Source organism: Desulfonema magnum (assembly GCF_017377395.1).
Classification (GTDB): domain Bacteria; phylum Desulfobacterota; class Desulfobacteria; order Desulfobacterales; family 4be13; genus Desulfonema_C; species Desulfonema_C magnum.
Genome location: NZ_CP061800.1, coordinates 5,728,730 through 5,748,630, shown reverse-complemented (window position 1 = coordinate 5,748,630; position 19,901 = coordinate 5,728,730). Strand labels below are relative to the sequence as shown.

The 19,901-nt window shown below is 44.9% G+C and carries 14 protein-coding genes; all 14 read right to left on the bottom strand.

What is annotated here, in order from left to right:
- Positions 1-157 precede the first annotated feature (157 nt).
- The 14 genes from dnm_RS31015 to dnm_RS21850 all read right to left on the bottom strand — a co-directional run bounded on the left by dnm_RS31015 (position 158) and on the right by dnm_RS21850 (position 19,821).
- Positions 158-2,701, bottom strand: a complete 2,544-nt coding sequence (locus dnm_RS31015) for a mechanosensitive ion channel family protein (protein WP_246556398.1) — start codon at positions 2,699-2,701, stop codon at positions 158-160.
- 212 nt (positions 2,702-2,913) lie between these two features.
- Positions 2,914-4,269: a sigma-54-dependent transcriptional regulator gene (locus dnm_RS21910; protein ID WP_207679029.1), complete on the bottom strand. Its 1,356-nt coding sequence runs from the start codon at positions 4,267-4,269 to the stop codon at positions 2,914-2,916.
- Positions 4,262-4,477 (bottom strand): ATP-binding protein, encoded by a 216-nt coding sequence (locus dnm_RS21905; protein ID WP_207679028.1) that lies wholly within the window; start codon positions 4,475-4,477, stop codon positions 4,262-4,264. The genes dnm_RS21910 and dnm_RS21905 overlap by 8 nt, the downstream gene beginning before the upstream one ends.
- Positions 4,477-5,808 carry a two-component system sensor histidine kinase NtrB gene (locus dnm_RS21900; RefSeq protein ID WP_207679027.1) on the bottom strand — a complete coding sequence of 444 codons (1,332 nt, stop codon included), beginning with the start codon at positions 5,806-5,808 and terminating at the stop codon, positions 4,477-4,479. The genes dnm_RS21905 and dnm_RS21900 overlap by 1 nt, the downstream gene beginning before the upstream one ends.
- Before the next feature lie 285 nt (positions 5,809-6,093).
- Positions 6,094-6,717 carry a 4'-phosphopantetheinyl transferase family protein gene (locus dnm_RS21895; RefSeq protein ID WP_207679026.1) on the bottom strand — a complete coding sequence of 208 codons (624 nt, stop codon included), beginning with the start codon at positions 6,715-6,717 and terminating at the stop codon, positions 6,094-6,096.
- Positions 6,718-7,194: 477 nt separating this feature from the next.
- A complete protein-coding gene (locus tag dnm_RS21890; RefSeq protein ID WP_207679025.1) occupies positions 7,195-7,380 on the bottom strand; it encodes a 4Fe-4S dicluster domain-containing protein in 186 nt (61 codons plus the stop codon).
- Between the two features lie 182 nt (positions 7,381-7,562).
- A complete protein-coding gene (locus dnm_RS21885; protein ID WP_207679024.1) occupies positions 7,563-8,576 on the bottom strand; it encodes a hypothetical protein in 1,014 nt (337 codons plus the stop codon).
- Between the two features lie 230 nt (positions 8,577-8,806).
- Positions 8,807-11,086 carry a cysteine--tRNA ligase gene (cysS, locus tag dnm_RS21880; RefSeq protein ID WP_207679023.1) on the bottom strand — a complete coding sequence of 760 codons (2,280 nt, stop codon included), beginning with the start codon at positions 11,084-11,086 and terminating at the stop codon, positions 8,807-8,809.
- Positions 11,087-12,743: 1,657 nt separating this feature from the next.
- Positions 12,744-14,807 carry a SpoIIE family protein phosphatase gene (locus dnm_RS21875; RefSeq protein ID WP_207679022.1) on the bottom strand — a complete coding sequence of 688 codons (2,064 nt, stop codon included), beginning with the start codon at positions 14,805-14,807 and terminating at the stop codon, positions 12,744-12,746.
- Between the two features lie 159 nt (positions 14,808-14,966).
- Positions 14,967-16,166, bottom strand: coding sequence for a hypothetical protein (locus dnm_RS21870; RefSeq protein WP_207679021.1), 1,200 nt, complete (start codon positions 16,164-16,166; stop codon positions 14,967-14,969).
- Between the two features lie 38 nt (positions 16,167-16,204).
- Complete coding sequence (locus tag dnm_RS21865; RefSeq protein WP_207679020.1) at positions 16,205-16,642, bottom strand: cobaltochelatase CobT-related protein; 438 nt, start codon at positions 16,640-16,642, stop codon at positions 16,205-16,207.
- Positions 16,643-16,661: 19 nt separating this feature from the next.
- Positions 16,662-17,861, bottom strand: a complete 1,200-nt coding sequence (locus tag dnm_RS21860) for a hypothetical protein (RefSeq protein WP_207679019.1) — start codon at positions 17,859-17,861, stop codon at positions 16,662-16,664.
- A gap of 337 nt (positions 17,862-18,198) precedes the next feature.
- Positions 18,199-19,338, bottom strand: coding sequence for a hypothetical protein (locus dnm_RS21855; RefSeq protein ID WP_207679018.1), 1,140 nt, complete (start codon positions 19,336-19,338; stop codon positions 18,199-18,201).
- Between the two features lie 9 nt (positions 19,339-19,347).
- Positions 19,348-19,821 (bottom strand): type 2 periplasmic-binding domain-containing protein, encoded by a 474-nt coding sequence (locus tag dnm_RS21850; RefSeq protein WP_207679017.1) that lies wholly within the window; start codon positions 19,819-19,821, stop codon positions 19,348-19,350.
- Between the last annotated feature and the right edge of the window lie 80 nt (positions 19,822-19,901).

Here is a 19,901-nt window from a genome sequence, read left to right as displayed (position 1 = left end):
TGCCAAAGTCTGACTTTGGCACGCCCTGTCATTCGGGGACCAGTCAGCGTATGTGCCATTCTGAAATTTCTCTTTTAGCACAGATGTGATTATAATTTCCAGCAGATCGAAAACATTTTGTAAAAGCCTCGAAAGGACATGTTAAAATGCGCCCTTTTTATTCTCCTTTATTTTCTTCTGAACGAATATGAATATCTCTCTGCGGAAAAGGAATCTGAATATTTCTTTTCCGAAAAAGCCGGTCAATTTCAAACCGTATATCTGATTCAGCAATAAGACAATTATCCACATCTGTCCAAAAACGCAACTTGAAAATAAGCGCGCTGTCTCCGAAATCTGTGAACAGAACACTCGGACCAGGATATTTAAGCACCGTGAACTGTTTTTCAGCGATTTCCAGGAGTGTCTGACGCACAGCTTCTGTATCAGAGCCATATGCCACCCCCACTGTGATAATCCGACGAATCCTCGCATCTCTGAAACTCCAGTTGGTCACTTGGCTGCTGATAAAATCTGCATTGGGAATAATGAGGGACGCGTTATCATAGGTCTGAACCAGAGTTGAGCGCACATTTATTTTTCTTACTTCTCCCCAGATTCCGTTGATTTCAACTGCATCTCCCACTTGTATGGGACGCTCAAACAAGAGAATAATTCCGCTGATGAAGTTATTAAATATGTTCTGAAGGCCAAAACCAAGACCGATACCCAGCGCGCCGAACACCACAGTGAGAGAAGTTGTGTTGACACCAATAATACTGAGCGAAATTAAAATTCCGAAAAGCCAGAGCAAATAAATGGTCAGGGTTGTTATGGATTCTTTGAGTCCTGATCTCAGGCCGCTGTGGGCAAGTATTTTCTTTATCAGTGTATTTTTCCAGACGCGGGTGGCTGCATGAGTACACAGCAGAATGATTATCCCATAGACAAATCCCAGAAAACTCAGGTTCATGCCTCCCAGAGTCATATTCTTACTTAAAAGTTTGAAAAAACCAATGATTACAGCCTGTTTTGCTCCCCATGCGAAAAACAGTGATATGGAAAATATGCCAAGCCATATCAGCCAGCAAATCTGGAGGAAAAGCCATTTAAGCGGATCCGCAGGCTTTGCAGATGTTTCAGGGAGGGTGCTTGCAGATGTTTTAAATCTTTTGTTCCACTCATAAAGAAGAAAGAAAAAAAGCCCTCCCCATAAAAGCGAGACTGCCGTACATGCCCAGGAAGTGTACCAATAAATCGCCAATGATCCGTAACCTGCAAATTCTGAAATAATACCTCCCCCCACAATGAGATAGCTGAGTTCCATAAGAAAATACTGCATTTTTGACAATCTGGGAGACCGGTCCGGGTCAGTCATGGATTTTCGGAACGTTTTCCAGGACAGGATGCACCATACAAGGAGACTGATTTCAAAAGGTATTCGGACAAAAAACAGAATAATACTGCTTTCCCCGACGAGCCATGATATCACGAGATAGACAATGGCAAAAGATCGAATCAGGATGATCAGAATACGCAGACGAAACACCAGCGGCCCGGGGACAGGGTATTTGCCCCGCTGGTTCCACAATTTGAGAAAAACCAGACTCCATTGAGAAAACAGCCATGTCAGCAGGATGTGAAAAACAAGCCGGATAACAGGAATCGTGGAATAAAAATTCCGGAGATGAGCATAAAAATATACAAAAAGCGTCGTTCCCAGAAGAAGCAGGGACCGGCGAAAGATCTGTAAGATAAAATGGCGCCAGGGATACTGCTCGGGTAAAAAACGTACCTGCCCTAACTGAATAAAATATCTGCGAATTCGCAATAAGGCAATCTGGATGATTCCGAAAAGCACCAGGGCGGTGACAAGAAGAAGATCACTTGTTTTCCAAAGTGTACGGACCATGTCAGACCAGAAATTTTTTGAAAACAATAACAGGGACTGGCTGAATAACAGAATCAGTTCTTCCCTGACCTGTTTCCAGTTCTGTAGGAGCAGAGGACTCTCTTTTCGTTTGAAAAGCGCTTCCTTTTTTCTTAACTTAATTTGCTCATCAAATTTTCCCGAAAATTCGGTAAAAGCTTTTTGGATATCTTCCAGTTGGTCAATTTTTTCTGTATAAATCTTATGAAGTTCTTCGAGATATTGTATCTTAAAGGAAAGGAGCTTTATCAGGGACTGAAAATTATCAACCAGCGTCTGGATTTCGGAAATGTCAGAAACATCAGTATTAATGTCCAATAATTGCTTTTCATTCAGCTCATATTGTTCTTCAGCCTGTTCAAGTGACTGTCTGACAACATCTCTGTTCTGTACGAGATATTTCAGCGTGTCAGAGATGCTGGTCAAAGCGGCGTTCGTGTCTGCCCAGGCTTTTTCAATATCTTCGATCTGAATTTTTGGTGAGACAAGTATGTTGCCATAGCCAGATAATCGGACCTTGTAAGCATTCATCTCCGTAGAGAGAATTCTGTCTGTTTCTCTCAGGTCACTGAGCTGTTTTTTAAGTTTTCCGACATGTTCGGTTTCAGTTTTAAGTGTCGTTTCAATGGATACTTTCAGGTTGGTATTTCCATTGATATCTTCAATGGCCTGATTTTTTCTGATCACCTCTTCTTCTTCTTCGGAAAATCCTTTATTGACCGTAAAAAAAAGCATTAAGACAAGAATACAAAACACAGTAAAATAACAATTGGTTTTTTTAAAAAAAAACATTTTCAAAGATAGCTTTCATCCTGTTATACTTTGTTTTATTGATCCTGTATCAACAGTTCGGACGGTTTTTATAACCAATTGATTTCACAGGTTTTGATGATTTCTGTTCTGAAAAATTAAATTCTTTGTTTTCAGCAGGTTATAGTCTTAATTTTCAAAAACTGTCCGAACTATTGCTGTATGACATTCGGATATAAAGCCTCACATAACATCTATAACTCAGTTTCCTTATGAGGAACAATGCCGTATTTGCGGATTTTGCTCCGTAAGGTGGGCAATGATATCCCCAGCATGCGGGATGCTTTGGTCCGATTCCAGTTCACACAGGAGAGCGTATTCTGAATATGATGCTTTTCCACACCGGACAGAGAATATGAGGAAGGGCCCTCGGATTGAAGCGCATATGTTCCGAGAATCTTCTCAATTGCTTCCAAAAGGATAACTTTCCCCCGGGAGCGCACCACAGCCTCCACAAGTGCGTTTTCCAGTTCTCTGACATTGCCGGTCCAGGGATGGGTCATCAGACGATCCATTACGCCGTGCTGAAACTTTGATACCTCGGCCCCCAGTTCATTGTTGATTTTTTGCAAGAAGTAATCAGCCAGCAGCGGTATGTCAGAGAGGCGTTCTCTGAGAGGCGGGGCATAAATCGTCACAACCTTGAGACGATAATAGAGGTCTTCCTTGAATCGGCCATGCCTGACCATGACAGCCAAATCACGATTGGTGGCCGCTATAATACGGCATCGGGAGTTCAACACCTGGTGTCCTCCCACCCGCATGAACTCACGACGCTGCAAAAACCCCAGAAACTTTCCCTGGAGGCTCAGGGGGAGTTCTCCCATTTCATCCAGGAAAAGGGTTCCCTTTCCGGCCACCTCAATTTTTCCTTTGTTTTTATGAGTTGCGCCGGTAAATGCTCCTTTTTCGTGACCAAAGAGTTCGCTTTCCAGGAGCGTCTCCACCACAGCAGAGCAGTCCAGTGTGACAAATGGTTCCTCATTATAAGGACTGTTCTGATGGATCACCCTGGCGATGAGTTCCTTGCCTGTTCCGGTCTCGCCCTGAATGAGAACCGGTGCCCGGTTCTGGCACAACAGCCCGATCATTTTGAATATTTCCAGCATTTTTTCGCTTTTGCCGATAATAACATCTGAACTGGCCGTTTTTTCCGCGTCTTCCGCACAAGGGATATCCTGTTCTGCCTTCAGGACTTCCAATGACTGCTCAACGGCTTTTTCCACCTCATCCGCGTCCAGCGGTTTGAGAATATAGTCATACGCGCCTCTTTTCATGGCCTGAATGGTGGTCTCCATGTCCTGAAAAGCCGTAATCATAATCACCTTGGCAGCAGCTTCGGATTCCTGCATCTCGCTGAGAATATCCAGGCCGTTGAGATCAGGAAGGCGGATGTCCAGAATAACCACATCGGGCCTGTGCTGGCGAAAAAGTCCGAGTCCCTCTTTGCCAGTGGCTGCTTTGAAAACATGATGACCTTTTTCACTCAAAAACATATCAAGAGACTCAAGAATTGAGTATTCATCATCTATCAGAAGTATTTTAGCCATGATTAACCTCTCCCAGGGGAAGACACAAACGGAAGAACGCGCCTCGGGACTGACGGTTTGCCGCTTCCACGGTGCCTCCGTGCGCTTCGGTAATTTGCTTCACGTTGGTCAGCCCCAGACCCGTTCCCCTGGTCTTGGTGGTGAAAAATGGTTCAAAAATATCATGTAATTGTTTTTTTGGGATACCGCGGCCTTCATCTTCAATCATCACTTCAATCCCGGGGGATATTCTTTTGAGGCATAACAGGTGGTAATCAGTATCTTTCCCCTTGGATCGGACGCTTCGAACGCGTTCAGTAACAGATTAATAAATGCCTGTTCCAGTTTTTTCTGGTCCGCCCGGATCATGGGAACCTCCGGATGAAACGAACAAATAGCAGCTAATTTCTTTTGTTCAAATTTTATTTCAAGCAGTTCCACACATGCACAAAGAACCCGATTAATGTCACATTCACCAATATTGAGACGGAGGGGCTTTGCAAAGTCCAAAAGTTCCTTGAGAATCCCTTCGAGACGAATCACTTCTCTGACGGAAATATCCACCCGTCGCTGGTCATTCCCGCGAATCTGATCATTTTTTCTGAGGATTTGAAGATTCATTTTCACGGCCGAAAGCGGATTCCGTATTTCATGGGAAAGAGACGTGGTGAGCTGTCCGATATAAGCCATCTGTTCTGCTTTTCGAACTCTCTGTTCCATCTCGATCCGTTCTGTCATATCTCTGCATATCCCGATGTTCCAGAGCCTGTCTTCAAAATGGGTTCTCCTTGCAGTAATCTCTGTGGGAAAGGTGCGTCCCTCTTTGGTCAGACGCAGATACTCAAAAATGCGCGGCGCAGGCTTTTTTAAAATGCTTTTGTTATACATTTCAATAGCTTGTTCACGATGTTCAGGCACGATAAAATGATAAAACTTCTCTCCGATCACTTCCCTGGCTGAGTAGCCGTGCATTTTGCAAAACGCGCGATTGGCGAAAACAATGACTTCCTCCTGGATCACAAAATAGCCATCAGTGATTTCCTCCACCAATGTTTTGTATTTCAGTTCTGATTCCCTTAGTTCAGCGGTTCGGACTCTGACTTCTTTTTCCAGTCTGAGATTATGCTCTCTGATGGTCCTTTCGTGCATTGCCTGAAAATAATCACTGAAGCGTTGAATCGTATAAGAAAGACATTGGTTAATTCTGATGACATTTTCAAGAAAATCATCAATCGCGGTTTCTTTTGCCAAAAGCGGAATCACGATGCTCCGGTAAATCTCAAAGGCTTTCTGGACTTGTGAAAGTGAGAATTTTGTTTCCAGACGTATCTGAGTTATTTTTTCAATAAATCGGTCAATATAGGTGAAATCATTGTGAACAAGGACATGAAAGTCTCCGTAAAAAGCTTCGGACACTGTTCTTATCAGCTCCTTGAGAGGTCTTTGGGAATACAGATATCCCACATCGGCGTGGAGCCTGCTGACCCATTCCCTGATAATATCATCCCGATTATGGAGGAGAAAGGCTGACAAATCAAAAGTATGACGGTTAAGCTTCATATCGGAGAAAATAAAAACTCGGCAGAAATGATGTTTCGGAAAGATTGTTCATGAGTATTTTCATTTGTCATTATCAGTAGATGGAAAGTATTCTAAAAAGCTCGTCCGGGATTGACAAATCCCGGGCATTTCCGGCGGATTTGTCAATCCCCCGGGAGCGGTTCAGGGCATTTTCCATCTACTGATTATATCCCCGCCAGTCTCTCGCCAAAAAACAGCGGAAAACACATCTCAGTCGTCATGGCAGATGTCAACTGTCAGGCGTTAAGTGATAACGAATTTATTTTATATCAATTTCCATTCAACTGAACCTGTCTCCGAAAGCATCTGGTTAATATCATATATATTTTTGACGACGGATGCTATATGACCGTCAAAATAAAAATGTTCTATGAGCCATTTTTTATCGCTGTATTCTATGATAAGGTGATGATCATCTGTGATCTGTGTCACCTTGCATTTGGGAAGCCCTTTGATGCCTGTTCCCGAAGCTTTCAGAACCGCCTCCTTTGATGTCCAGTAGCGAAAAAAAAGTTTAAAGGATTCTGCGTCAGTCAGCCCCCATTCGCTGTCATCGGCTATTCTTTTGAAAAGAAGCGCTGAACAGGGGCGGATTTTTTCGATATCAATACCGATCCGTCCTGACGCAATCACACCTCCCACATATTCAGGCTTATGGGTCACGGACCAATATTTTCCATCAACAGGCAGAGGGGCACCATGTTCATCCTTTAAAAGATCATTGGTTTGTTTTAACTCATATCCGCTTTTCTCAGCAGATATTTTAAGCGCATGCCGCGCGTGTCTGCTGAGACTGCTCACTTTGGATCTGCCTCTGAGGTCTCTGTCTTTAAGCGGAACAGTCAGTATGACCGGATAAATGGTCTTTGTTTCATTTGGCTGAATCATAATGAATCGTGTCTTCTCAGGGAACTCCGAATAAATAAAAGTTCAAAAACAGAGCGAAGCGTTTTTTTGCATTGGGTATTGGAAAAATTTTGCAAGGATGCAAAAAATTGATCTGCTCTGTTTTTCAACTTCGGAAAGAATTTCTGAGCTGCTGACATTATCTGTTTAGCAGGGGTCGGACAGCAAAAAATAATTGTTCTGTTCAGGCTGCATTTCATTTTTTTGAGTTGTGAATATTTCTGTGATACAGTCACCATAATTTTTCGCGCCGAATAACATAAATTAATGTTTAAAATCAATGTGATCACAAAAAAATTTACAACATGAATTTTTTTAAACTGAAAAAGGAATGCCGGGGAACGTGGAAAATAAGGAAAAATAACAACGTGTTGGATGCGAATAAAATTTCCCCTGGCCTGTCAGAAGCGATAAAAGACCAGGGGATAATGCAGGTTGAAAAGCAATGTTCGTGTTTAATTAATCTTCAACAAGTTCAATTGCACCCTCTTCACAGGTTTCAACACAGCTTTCACATTCTTCACAATCTTCGGGTCTTTCAGGAACAGATTTTCCATCCTTCATCTCAAACACATCCACAGGACAGATATCAACACATTCTTCACAGCCTACGCATTTTTCTTGATCAACTACAGGATAAGCCATCTAGAGTCTCCTTTTTGAATAAAATTAAATTATTGAGGTTAGATAAAAATTTCTTTACAATATGGGGCAACTCATTATACCACTTAATAAGGCGAGTCAAGCCTTCTTATGATTTTTTTCAAATAAATCTGATCCCAATTATCAGACTGAAGAAAAAAAATCAGTGTGATAAGTCAGTTATATTAAAATTCAATAATTCCGATCAGCGTATTTTTACAGGCTCCCCCTTTTTTTTCACCTTGGAATATTTTATTTTTGACACAACAGTCAAAAAATTCATCCGGTGTTTTCCCCGGGACAAGACAGAATGTTAAGGAAACCTTTCCGGAACAATCATTATCAGCAGGAGGGGGGGCAATGCTGTCTGTTGGTATTTCAGCAGTTTCAGATAGCATATCAAGATGTTCCATCAGACTGTCCTGCCAGTGACTTAATTTTTCATCTTTCTTGTTTTCATACAATGGTACTGAATCAAAATAAAGCACCTGTTTCATATCCGGTGATTTGTCAGCCAGATGTTCAAACACAGAGCGGCTGGAGGTAATAAACAGCCCTGATTTTTCAGGATCATGCTGCATCAGATGAACCCAGGCTTCTGTTCGTTCTGCTGTCATATAATTTCCCGGATCATCTTTTGGAATTGAAAATTGAGAATTGGGAATTGGGAATTGGGAATTTTCCCCTTTCAGGTTGTTCATCAGCTCCTGTTCCATTTTTTCAAATGAGGCCAGATCATTGGTTAATTCCCAGTTCTGCATATCAAATGCCTGGGCGATACAAAGAAAAAGCCTGATATTTAAAAGCAGTTTCGAGACATCCGGTTCGGCCTTTTTACTCTCAGAATTTATATTCCTGCTTTCGGAATCCAGATTTCGGACAATATCTGACCGGATTTTTGATGAGGATGTTTCATCAAAAAAAGGAATGCTGTTTCCCCGGGTTTTGAAAAAAGACAGTCCCCCGCCCTGATGAAGGTCTGCCCATTTCCTGTATTCTTTTATGAGCATATCCAATTTATCCTGGTTTCCTTTTACAGGGGTACGGATGTCAAGGAGACCGGTTTCAGCACATTTCTGTATTGTTTCAGGGTGGTTAAGGGCTGAGGGCTGATAAATAACTGTCTGTCTGAAACACGAACCCAATGCCTTTGCAACGGGTTCGGAAATATATGTAAATGGAAAATATATCGGTTTCATTTTATTTGTATCCTTATGAAAGTGTTAGGTGTTAAGTGTTAGGTGTTAGGTGTTAGGTGTCAGGTGTCAGGAAAAGTTGCAATTTCTTATGCTTTGTTAGCGGCAGGGTGAACACGGCTTTTGTGTGTCCGCCCTGCAATTCAACAGATTATAACTGATTCAGACCCCCCGGGTTATGATCGTTATACAAAAGACTTCCGAAGTGTTGAAAACTTGGGATGTCTGAGGTGTTATTCAGATTTTCCGTCTCTTATTGTAACACCGCGTGATATTAACTGTTCACGAATCTTGTCTGCAAGCTCCCAGTTTTTTGCTGCTCTGGCTTTTTCTCTTTCTTTTATCAGAGTTTGAATTTCAGGAGCAGACAATTCATCACCAAAATCAAACATGTTCAACACGGAATCAATACTTCGGAACACATCTGTAATTTTAAACGCGTCATCCGGGCTGATCTTTTTTTCCAAAAGCAGAGTGTTTATTTTTTTGATATGTCTGAATATTGATGCCATGGCTGCTGAGATATTCAGGTCATCATCCATGGCCTGGACAAAGCCTTGCTTAATATCATACAGCAGCTGATCCAGTTCCGGATACGAATCCCCTTGTTTTATGTTCAGCAGGGCATGGACACATGTATTCAGTCTTTTCAGGGAATGCCTGGCAAAATCAAGCCTGTCCTCGGAAAAAATCAGCGGCTTTCTGTAATGACCCGAAAGCAGCCAGTACCGGATATCCTTTCCTGAATATCCTTTGTCTCTTACTTCATCAAGCGTCATCCGGGTTCCGTTTTCATCCACTTTTTTACCATCAACCAGAACTCTGTCGCAATGTATCCAATATCTGGCCAGGGGCTTTCCGGTCAGAGCCCCGGCGATGGCGATCTCATTTTCATGATGGGGAAACATGAGTTCTCGGCTGCTGGTATGAATGTCAAAGCTTTCCCCGAGATATTTCATAGATATGGCCGCACACTGGATATGCCACGAGGGGCGCACATTCCCCCATTCGGTTTTGACATATATCCCCCGTTTGAGTTCTGAAAGTCGGGACCTTTTGAAGAGTGTGAAATCCCGGGGATTATCCTTTTCATATTCATCCAGATCCACGGTCGCGCCTAATTTTATTTTATTGATATCAATACCGGACAGTTGGCCATATTCGCCAAACCGGGAAATGTCAAAATACAAAGACCGGAGCTTTTCGTAGGCAAATCCTTTTTTCATCAGTTTTTCTGCTAACGCGGTCATGTCTTCCACATGCTCGCTTGCCCGGGGATATTTTGCAGCCGGTTCAATACCCAGAACGACCAAGTCTTCTTTAAATGATTCAATATGCTTTTTTGTAAACTCGGAGAGTTCCAATCCTTGTTTTTCAGAACCGGTTATGGTCTTATCATCCAAGTCTGTGATATTCATGATATGATTTACAGAATATCCCCGGAATTCAAGATAGCGGCACAGCAGGTCTGAAAACACAAATCGCCGCCATTCTCCCGGATGCAGCCTTGCATATGCTGTAGGCCCGCATGAATACATGGACACCTTACCCGGGGTTATCGGCTCAAACGGTTCTTTGGTTCGGCTCAGGGTATTGAATAATTTCAGGTCTGCCTTGTCTCTCACAGTAAACAGCGGCGTACTCAGATATCTTTCCCCGCTGTCCGGGAATATCACGACAATGATCCCCTCAGCCATTTCTCTGGCTTCTCTCTGGGCAATGGCCATGGCGGCCCCGCTGCTCATCCCCACAAAAAGCCCCTCTTTTTTTGCAAGCTGTCTGGCCATCTCAAAGGCTTCTTCATCCTCAATGTTAACCTTTCTATCCAGGCAGTCCTTGTCATATATCTCAGGACAGTAGGATTCTTTTAAATTTTTAAGTCCCTGAATTTTATGACCAAGATAAGGTTCTGCCCCGATGATCCTGATGTCGGGATTATATTTTTTCAGTCCTTTTGAAATGCCCATGAGTGTGCCGGTTGTGCCCACGGTGGCGACGACTGCGGAAACCTTTCCATGGGTCTGTTCCCAGATTTCTTTGGCGGTTCCGCAGATATGCGCCTGGCAGTTGGCTTCGTTATTATACTGATCTGTCATAAAATAGGTTTCGGGATTTTCCCGTGCCAGGCGATAGACCTCTTCAATGGCTCCGTCCGTGCCAAGATGACCCGGGGTAAGAAGGATATCAGCACCGCGGGCTTTCAATATCTGTTGTCGCTCAAGGCTTGCAGCTTCGGACATAGCCAGGAGCAGTTTGTAACCTTTCACCGCACAGATCAGGGCAAGACCGATGCCGGTATTTCCGCTTGTGGCCTCAATGACCGTCTTATCCGGGGTCAGTTCACCGGATTTTTCTCCGGCTTCGATCATAAAAAGGGCTGCTCTGTCTTTGATGGAACCGCCCGGGTTAACATATTCCAGCTTTGCCAGAATTCTGACTTTCGGGTTCGGATTCAGTTTTCTTATTTCGACCAGGGGAGTGTTGCCGATGGCATCTAAAATAGAATAGCTCATTATTTTAATATTCCAACTCCTTTACCATAAATATATGTGTTAGATGTCAGGTGTTAAATGTCAGTATATCCGGCAGTTCATCGGGCATGGCATGAGATGGTCTGACAACTTTCTTCATTGTCCGAAAAAAGGATATCTCATCAGCAAATCGCACAAGTGGTCTGCCCCGTTTCATCAGCATATTTTTACAAATACGCTCTTTTATAACGCCTTTTATTTCTTCTGTAAGAATATCTTGTAACCTGTCACCCCAGAGTTACTTCCGCAGAGTGAAGTACCTGAGTAAAAATTTTTTATATTACTCTTTTTCTGCGAGCGTCGAAGAAACCCGGGGTTTTCCTTTATCAGAGACACATCATTCCCCCAAAAAAAACCCGGGTTTCTTCCCCGGACAGATATTAAAAATTTATGGTTAGGTACTTAGTTCTGTTAAAAAATTTTCTGATCTGCCAAAAGGATTTATGAGAACAAAAATTACAGAGAGGTCAGGTAACAAAGGAAGTCTTTTTTTTTATCCGAATTCCCTATACTTCTTACTCGATAATCACGTTTTTTTTGATCCGATCCGGCCGCACCGTCTGTTATTCTGTTCGGCGTGAGTTCTGTCGAACGGAATAACGAAAAAATTTGGCCATTGAGTCTTACAAATTTTTTTCACCTGTGAATTTTTCTGCGATGACATATTTTTTATGAGATAACTATCTGATTTTAAATATGTCAAAAATGATTTCAGACCGTATCACAGGAAAATTTACAGGTGGAATTTTTCTCTCGTTTTCACGCTCTGCGTGGGAACGGGAACCAACAATGTGTTGTATTTTGCTCATCAGATTTAATTATCATAGCAAAAAATTTAAATTTTTCAACAATATTAGTGATAAAAGACAAAATAGATATTTAACTTTTAAATTCAGTATTTTAAAAACATATCCCGCGAACAGGCTGTCCTGTGCTCTCATATGGATTGGAAAACAAATTTATCTCGTTCCAACGCCACGTCGCTTATCTCATTATCTCATTATCTCGTTCCCAAGCTTTGCGTGGGAATGCAGAACAGACGTTTCGCGTCCTAATTTCGGCTACTGTCCGGGACGTGAAACGTAGCAACGAGGATGTGTGTGAATCTTTGCCGCTCACAGAAAACTGAATCTCATTCATCACTACTTGTGCAAAATTGCCCTGTAACTCGCTGATCAAGTTTTCTGACCTGATTCGAACAAAAAAAATTTGTCTGCTTATAACGGATTTAGGGGAGGCCGGGAACCCCCCGTGGAGGCGGCATATTTGTAGCATTCATCATGCCGGGCCGGCCAAGCCCGGTCAGGGCGGCATATTCGCAACATGATTTACTACAAATATGCTGTAGGGCTTGGCGGGGCGGCTGCAAACCTGCTGCTACAACCGGGGCTTTCACCGTAGAGGGTCTTATCCCCCGGATTTCCGACGAAATTCTCGGCCGTGATCATAAAACCGGCCCGGGTGAAAATCATCTGAACCGTGGTCCCGAACTCGCATTCCAGATGACTCTTTCCCTTTTTGTCGGAAATTACGGCCGAGGGTCTCAGAGCCTCTCAGATTAAAAATTCAAAAATACCATATAACACTATGAAAAGGCAGCAGATAATAGGAATTCAGCAGATACTATTTAAGACTTTTTTCAATTGGCCCGCCGCACTGCTACCAGCGTGAAATCATCCTCCCTGTCGTGACCACACCAGGCCAGCACGTCATTCATGACCGCATTCCGAAAGTCCTCAGTATCTTTGCTGATATGGGCGGTGACAATCTCCGTGAGGCCTTCGAGACCCAGAAGCCTGCCGTCCCGATTTTTCGCCTCGGTAAGTCCGTCAGTGTACATCACCAGAGTATCACCGATGCCCAGTTCAAATACGGAATCCTCTGTTATCTCGGAAATATCCGCCACAAAATTCAAAAAAGTTCCCTTTGTTTGGATATTCTCACATTTCCCTATTCCCTGCCGATATACGATCATGGGCAAATGCGCGCCTGCATGGTTGAATCTGCCCTGCCCTGTATATTTCAGAGCGGTGAAGGTCATGAAATGATCGGAACCGAGCCGTTCATGAACATTCTGGTATAAGAGATCATTGATGCCGATAACGACCTCACGGGGGCTTTGTTCGAAATTCCTTGCGATAACCGTGTTCGCGGTCTGCGCCATCATCATGATCAGTCCCGGTGTCACGCCATGGCCCGATACATCTCCGATACCCAGCCAGAGATGCTCCCCGTGTCCGTTCAGCACATCGTAGAAATCCCCCCCCACTTCATCCGCGGGGATCATCATCGCTTCAATCTCAAGATCATCATGTTCCATTTCTCTGGGCAGAAGCGCGGTCTGAATCTGTTTTGCCAATTCCATTTCCATGGTCACGGCCGCCTCACGGCTGACAGCGCCGCTCAACGCGGCGATGAGATTGTTCACCCCCGTGACAAGGTCCCGCCAGCCGCCTTCAAAAGATTCCGCATGTCCTGTGATATCCAGCCTGCCCTTTCCCACTGCCCGGATCATTCTATTTGTCTCATCCATGATCTGGTTCAGCTTCTGTATCATCCGGTTTAAGGCCTGCATCATCCGGTCATGTTCCGAGCGTTCCCGAACATCCACGTTAAGATTGCCTGAAGCAATGGCTTCGGCAGCCACGGCAGTCTGGTTCATGGAATCAATCAGCAGGTTCAGATTGTTGTTGATTTTATTGAAATCTCCCTTATATTTCAAAATGATCTTTTCCGGAATTTCTCCGTCCGAAATCCTGTCTATATAGGATGCCATGATATTGAACGGAGACATAAATGCCTCTATTATCTTATTAATACCGATGATGATCTCCTGCCATCCCCCGCGGAATTCAGCAGCAGTACTCCGACGTGTCAGGTTTCCGTCCTGAATGGCTTGGATCAGCATTTCTGTCTCTTTAAAAACCTGGTCAATGGTCTGCTGCATATGGCGAAAAGCGTCCGCAAGCTCGCCGATTTCGTCCTTACTGCGAATGTTTATTTCTTTTTGAAAGTTCCCCGAAGCAATGGCATTGGCTGTCTCCACGATACGAGCGACCGGGCCGGTGATTCCCAGGGAGACAAGATGTCTGATATAAACGATTGACAGTAAAACAACGATAAGAAAAACAATGATATTCATATAAGAGTTCATTTTCGTTGCCTTCTGTATTGCAGAGACTTCTGCTTTCAAATCGTCGCTGAACAAGGACGCAAAGGATTCAAGTTCCTTTCGGATCATATTTGTTTCCTGAGACAGCCTGGAAGCCCTTTCCATGACAGATTCCTCCAATTCCGGAGTCTCAGTCATGGCTGTATATATGGTGTTCGCTGCCACGCTGAATGTCTCAAATCGTTTCAGTGTCTCGTGAATTTCATCCACTCTTCCGGGATTCATTCCTTCCAGACGCTCAATTTCCTGAAGTGCCTTTCTGACCTCGGCTGATTTGTTTTTTGCCCGTTCAAGAGAATCTGTGCTTTCAGTGACAACCGCGTCAGCATATTCTGTGATATGTTCGTTGAATTCCGAGAGGGCAAGGCGGCTCTGAATTGCGGCAGTAAACATATAACCCGAAACGTCTCGGAGCCGTGATTCTGTTTTCTGTCCGAGGATAAATCCAAATACCGTAGAGCCAAAATAACCAAGAATAATGATGCTCAGACTTAGCCATATCTTCTTTGTAATGCTTAATGACTGCCACATGATGTTCCCTCCCAGTGATAATTTGTTTTTTTTAATTCAAACTGACCATGATCATTGTGCAAGACATTTTTAACATCCGGAGTGCCAAACTTACAGTTTGGCACTCCGGATGTGTGCGTCTGCATGGCAAGCAGCCATGGGACTTTGTCTCCGCATGGTTCAGAAGTTGAAAGTGGTTTTGACCGCGAACAGTGTCCAGTCCTTTTCATAGCCGTCAGGGTTGTCTGCATCCGCACACAGTGCCACGCCATCTATGAAATGGACTTCCAGTTTTACGAGCCAGAAATCCGTGATGTCAAACCGTGTGCTCAGGGTCCAGTCTTTTTGCCAGGCTGTATAGTCAGGTTTTCCCATTGCCGCCTGATTCTCTCCGTCACGGTCATCAGGGTCAGGATAATAGACAGAATAATACGTGCCTGCCTCAAACCAGTCGGTGAACCGATAAGATATCATACCGTAGTAGCCTTCATTATAAATACCGGCCTCCATGGGGGGAGGATTTGGCAGGCCAAGATTTGAAAGGTTCTGCGTTATGGTCACATCTCCTGATTGTCTGCTATATTCCCCGACAATCGTCATATCTCCCATACCATACTTTGCTGAAAAAATAAAAAGTTGCCATTCCGGCACTGAAACCTCCATTTTTACAACAGGCTCAGTTCGTGCTTCCATATCATATACGATCTCAAATTCTAAAAAAGATGAAGAAAGCAGCAAGCCGTCAAGAGGTGTTTTCCATTTTATTCTGCCTCCGAATATGTGGCCTATCGTACAGTTTTTTAATATGCCCTGTGCTGAGGCAAACTTACCCAGACCGCCCTCTGTGTCGATATCTTCCGTGCCAAAATATGCGTCGTAAGCCAGAGTGCCCGCTGCCCCCGCTGAAACATTCCCATAGAGACCCAGCCCCTGAACCACCATGGTCTCACGTAAGAACCTGTTATAAACAGACTGAGGGAGCAACACGGATGTGCGCAGCATGTCATAGTCCTGCAATTCATTGTACAGGCCAAACGGAGTCTTGAATTTTCCGGGCCTTATGCCGAGCTCCTCTTTCCACTGATAATCAAGAAACGCCCAGTCCAGCTTCATGTCATTGTTCCCGACATCCCCCAGGTCGAATGAGTAAAGCTGCATCCCAACCCTTATGTTGTTTGTCACGGAAGCTGTAAAGTTGATTCCGGCCTCGTTGAACTCGAAACTCCCCTCCTCGGTCGGAATCAGATAGTTGTTATGATTCGATTTCATGTAGCCCGTACTGGCGAAACCGTGGATTCCAATGTCACCCGCAGCGAACGGATGGGCTGTTCCGGCGAGTGCCAGACACATTATGACAACATCCATTATTATTTTTTTCATTCTTTTTTCATTTCCCTTGTTTCCCAATCCTCAGATTTTCACTCCCTGACAGCAATCACTTTCACATTTACAGGAGATACGGAAGCGTCAATGTAACCGATTGCCCCTTCAGTATTCGAAATAAATTTGACCAGATCGGTCTCCTTCTTAAATATCTTGGGAGGCGTTCCGGTTCCCGTGAACACGATTTTTTTCCAGAATCTTCTGAGCTTTGCCGGAGTTGTCCCCACGATGTCCTTTGTAAATCGCTCATGCGTAGGCCCGCCTCTGAGCATGACAACACGTATCTTGCCGCCGCTGTCCCACCGGGTCCTGTCACCGAGATAAATGGCTGAGACTGCCGCACGGTCCAGAGTATCCGCGGTGACACTGATGTTTGCAATGACAAGCACCTCTCCTGCCCCGGCCATGGTGCCGGACAGCAGAATAACCAATACAATGCCGATAAAAAATATTCCCGCTGTTCTGATTTTCATCCTTTTGTCTCCGTTTGATTCAGAAGCTGAACGTGGTCTTGACCGCGAACAGGGTCCAGTCTTTTTCATAGCCGTCAGGGTTGTCCTGTTCCACACATAATGCCACCCCATCCATGAAATGGACTTCCAGCTTTACGAGCCAGAAATCTGTAATGTCAAACCGTGTGCTAAGGGTCAGGTCTTTCTGCCAGGCGGCATAGTCGGGCTTTCCCATTGCTATCTGATTTTCTCCGTCCCGGTCATCTTTGTCAGGGTAATAGACAGAATAATAGGCTCCGGCCTCAAGCCAGTCTGTGAGTCGATAAGATATTCGGCCGTAGTAGCCTTCGCTTTTCGAATCTACTTCAGTCGGATCCGGATTGGGCATCCCCAGGGCTGACATGTCCTGTGTCACGGTCATGGTTCCTTTTAGCTGATAGTATTCTGCCGCGGCAGTCAGGTTTCCCATGCTGTATTCGGCTGAAAGAATGGAGACGATTGCCGTGGGCATTGATGTTCTGATTTTCACAGGCGCGACAGATGATTCGAGATTAGTACTCCAATCAAATTGATAAAGGGTTCCGGCAAGGAGCAGCTTGTCAAGAGGGGGCCTCCATTTTATTCTGCCACCGGCTACATAATCCATTTTCGAAGATTTGAAAATGATATCATCTTGTGAAAAAGTCTTGGCCAGACCACCATCATTTTCGATATCCATTGTACCTGCAAACAGATCATATCCCAGGGTGCCTGCCGGTCCCATGGAAAGATTCCCATATATGCCAACGCCCTGAAAACTTATGATTGTGTCACGATGATATTTATAATAAACACTCTGAGGGAGAAGCGTTGATGTGCGAAGCATGTCATAATCCTGGACTTCGTTATACAGGCCATAAGGCGTTTTGATTTTTCCAAGCCTTATGCCCAGTTCCTCCTTCCACTGATAATCAAGAAACGCCCACTCCAGCTTTATGTCATTGTTTCCGATATCCCCGATATCATAAGCGTAAAGCTGCATTCCGACCCGTATGTCGTTTGTCAGAGAAGCTGCAAAATTGATCCCGGCCTCGTTAAACTCGAAACTCCCTTCCTCGGACGGGATCAGAAAATTGTTATGATTCGATTTCATGTAGCCTGTACTTGCGAACCCGTGGATTTCGATATCGCCCACATCGAACGGGAACGCTGTTCCACTTGCCAGAGACATCAAGACAACGACTGCTAATATTCCTCTCACTTTTCATTCCTCCTCTTTTTGTCTTGCTCCATCATGCCAGTCATGATGAACATAGGTGTGTTTGTGCCTGAAACCAAAAACGAGGAGTGCCAAACTTATAGTTTGGCAAGCCATGACTCAGGCCAAACTGCAAGTTTGGCACTCCGGATATGTAGCTGCTTTACTTTAGGAGATAAGTACCTAACCATAAGTTTTCAATATTTGCCCAGGAAGAAACCCGGTTTTTTTTCCGGAATGATGCCTCTCCGACAAAGGAAAAAGCCGGGTTTCTCCGCCGCTCACAGAAAAAAAGATGTATAAAAAATTTTTGCTCAGGTACTTATTTCCTATCGGTCTGTCAGAAGCTGAACGTCATCTTGGCGGCGAACAGGAGCCATCGGGTGTCCGGGTCCGCGGGATCGTAACGGACGACACCGTTCAGTCCGTCCATGTGATGGCCTTCCAGCTTGAAAACCCAGTTGTTGTTGATGTCGAAGCGGACGGACAACGCGATGTCCTTGCACCACCCCAGTTCCCTGGGCAGTCCCATGGCCTCGAAGCCCTTCCCGTCCCTGTCGTCCTTGTTACAGTAGAAGACACAGTAGTAGGTTCCCGCCTCAAACCAGTCCGAGAATCGGTACCGGATGCCCGCGAAATAGCTTTCCGCGGTGTTATCGCTGCCTCCCAGATTGTTGTCGAGCAGGCGGTATTCAGAATCGAGGGTGAAGTTCTCATACATATATTCCAGGGAAGCGACTGTCTTGTCGCCTTCTACATCGTTTTCCATGGGAGCAGACATACCCGGAAAAACCGCCTCATAGGACAGCCTGAGCGCGGTGCGGGTGACCCCTATTCTCAATCCGTCGAGAGGTGTCTCCCATTCGAGACCGACGGTGAAATTGTCGCTTTCCGACTCCATGCTCACGACTTCCGCGCCGAATCCTTCGAGCATCCGGGCTACGCCGCTGTCCTTGTCCACCTCCAAAGAGCCTGCTTGGAACTGATAGGTCAGACCCCCGGGAAGGCTGCCGTATATTCCCACGCCCGTCATGGAGGCCGTCAGATCCCTGAGTGTTTCGTTGTAGATGCCCATGGGCAGCAATATCCAGGTCCGGGCCGCGTCGATGTCCCTGCTCTGGTTGTGAAAGCCGTATTTCGCTTTCATCTTCCCGACCTGAAGTCCCAGCCAATCTCTGAAATGATAGTCCGCTAAGGCCCAGTCCAGTTCCACTTCATTGTTGCCGATCTCCCCCAGATCCCGGGACAGGAACTGGAGACCGACGCGAATCTCATCGGTGAGCTGGGTCGCGAAATTGATACCCATCTCATTGAACTGGAAGGAGCCGTCCTCGGTCTTGGTGAGCATATAGTCGTTGTTGTCGGATATCAGGTAGCCCTGGGACACAAACCCGTGAATCTGAATCTGATCGGGATCAAATGCATGCACATTGGTTCCGACGTTCAGCATCATCAGAACCCAGCAGAAAATTTTTTTCATGTCTTCCTCCTATTTCACAGAAATGACCGTCACATTCTTATGAGATGTCCGAGAATTAATATAGCCAACAGCGCCCGGGGTCTCCGCCACATACCGGACCAGTTCCTTCTGGCTCTCAAAGGTTTTCGGCGGCAGGCCCCGGCCCGTAAAGACCATCTTTTTCCAATATGCCCGCCATTTGGAACGGCTCCGCCCCACATGCTGTTCCAGAAACGCGTCGTGTATCTCGGTATCTTCGAGAACCGCCGGTTTTATCACGCTGTTGTCGGCCCATTTCATCTTCTTCCTCATAAAAATCTGACGGACCTCCTTTTCGGACAGCACCTTTTCCGGCACGCTCTTATGAGCGATAAGAAGAACATCCGCATATGCCGTCCCCCATACGACGCTCCCGAATACGAGGATGGTCAGATACATAATACCTTTTTTCATATTTCCTCCTTTGGGTTCCAATGTTCCGGTTCTTACTGTTTTGCCAGTCATGACGGTTCATCTCAGCACATAATGTCACCTTCCCTTATGTCCCATGGAACCACAAGGTATCTCGTGTTTATTTGCCTCTC

Excerpts from the sequence above, each read along its gene's own strand:
- dnm_RS21890 (WP_207679025.1), bottom strand. The coding sequence starts at position 7,380 with ATGGCTTATCCTGTAGTTGATCAAGAAAAATGCGTAGGCTGTGAAGAA.
- dnm_RS21870 (WP_207679021.1), bottom strand. The coding sequence starts at position 16,166 with ATGAAAAAAATAATAATGGATGTTGTCATAATGTGTCTGGCACTCGCC.
- dnm_RS21905 (WP_207679028.1), bottom strand. The coding sequence starts at position 4,477 with ATGATTGAAGATGAAGGCCGCGGTATCCCAAAAAAACAATTACATGAT.
- dnm_RS21865 (WP_207679020.1), bottom strand. The coding sequence starts at position 16,642 with ATGAAAATCAGAACAGCGGGAATATTTTTTATCGGCATTGTATTGGTT.
- dnm_RS21885 (WP_207679024.1), bottom strand. The coding sequence starts at position 8,576 with ATGAAACCGATATATTTTCCATTTACATATATTTCCGAACCCGTTGCA.
- dnm_RS21875 (WP_207679022.1), bottom strand. The coding sequence starts at position 14,807 with ATGTGGCAGTCATTAAGCATTACAAAGAAGATATGGCTAAGTCTGAGC.
- dnm_RS21855 (WP_207679018.1), bottom strand. The coding sequence starts at position 19,338 with ATGAAAAAAATTTTCTGCTGGGTTCTGATGATGCTGAACGTCGGAACC.
- dnm_RS21850 (WP_207679017.1), bottom strand. The coding sequence starts at position 19,821 with ATGACTGGCAAAACAGTAAGAACCGGAACATTGGAACCCAAAGGAGGA.
- cysS (WP_207679023.1), bottom strand. The coding sequence starts at position 11,086 with ATGAGCTATTCTATTTTAGATGCCATCGGCAACACTCCCCTGGTCGAA.
- dnm_RS21900 (WP_207679027.1), bottom strand. The coding sequence starts at position 5,808 with ATGAAGCTTAACCGTCATACTTTTGATTTGTCAGCCTTTCTCCTCCAT.
- dnm_RS31015 (WP_246556398.1), bottom strand. The coding sequence starts at position 2,701 with ATGTTTTTTTTTAAAAAAACCAATTGTTATTTTACTGTGTTTTGTATT.
- dnm_RS21910 (WP_207679029.1), bottom strand. The coding sequence starts at position 4,269 with ATGGCTAAAATACTTCTGATAGATGATGAATACTCAATTCTTGAGTCT.
- dnm_RS21895 (WP_207679026.1), bottom strand. The coding sequence starts at position 6,717 with ATGATTCAGCCAAATGAAACAAAGACCATTTATCCGGTCATACTGACT.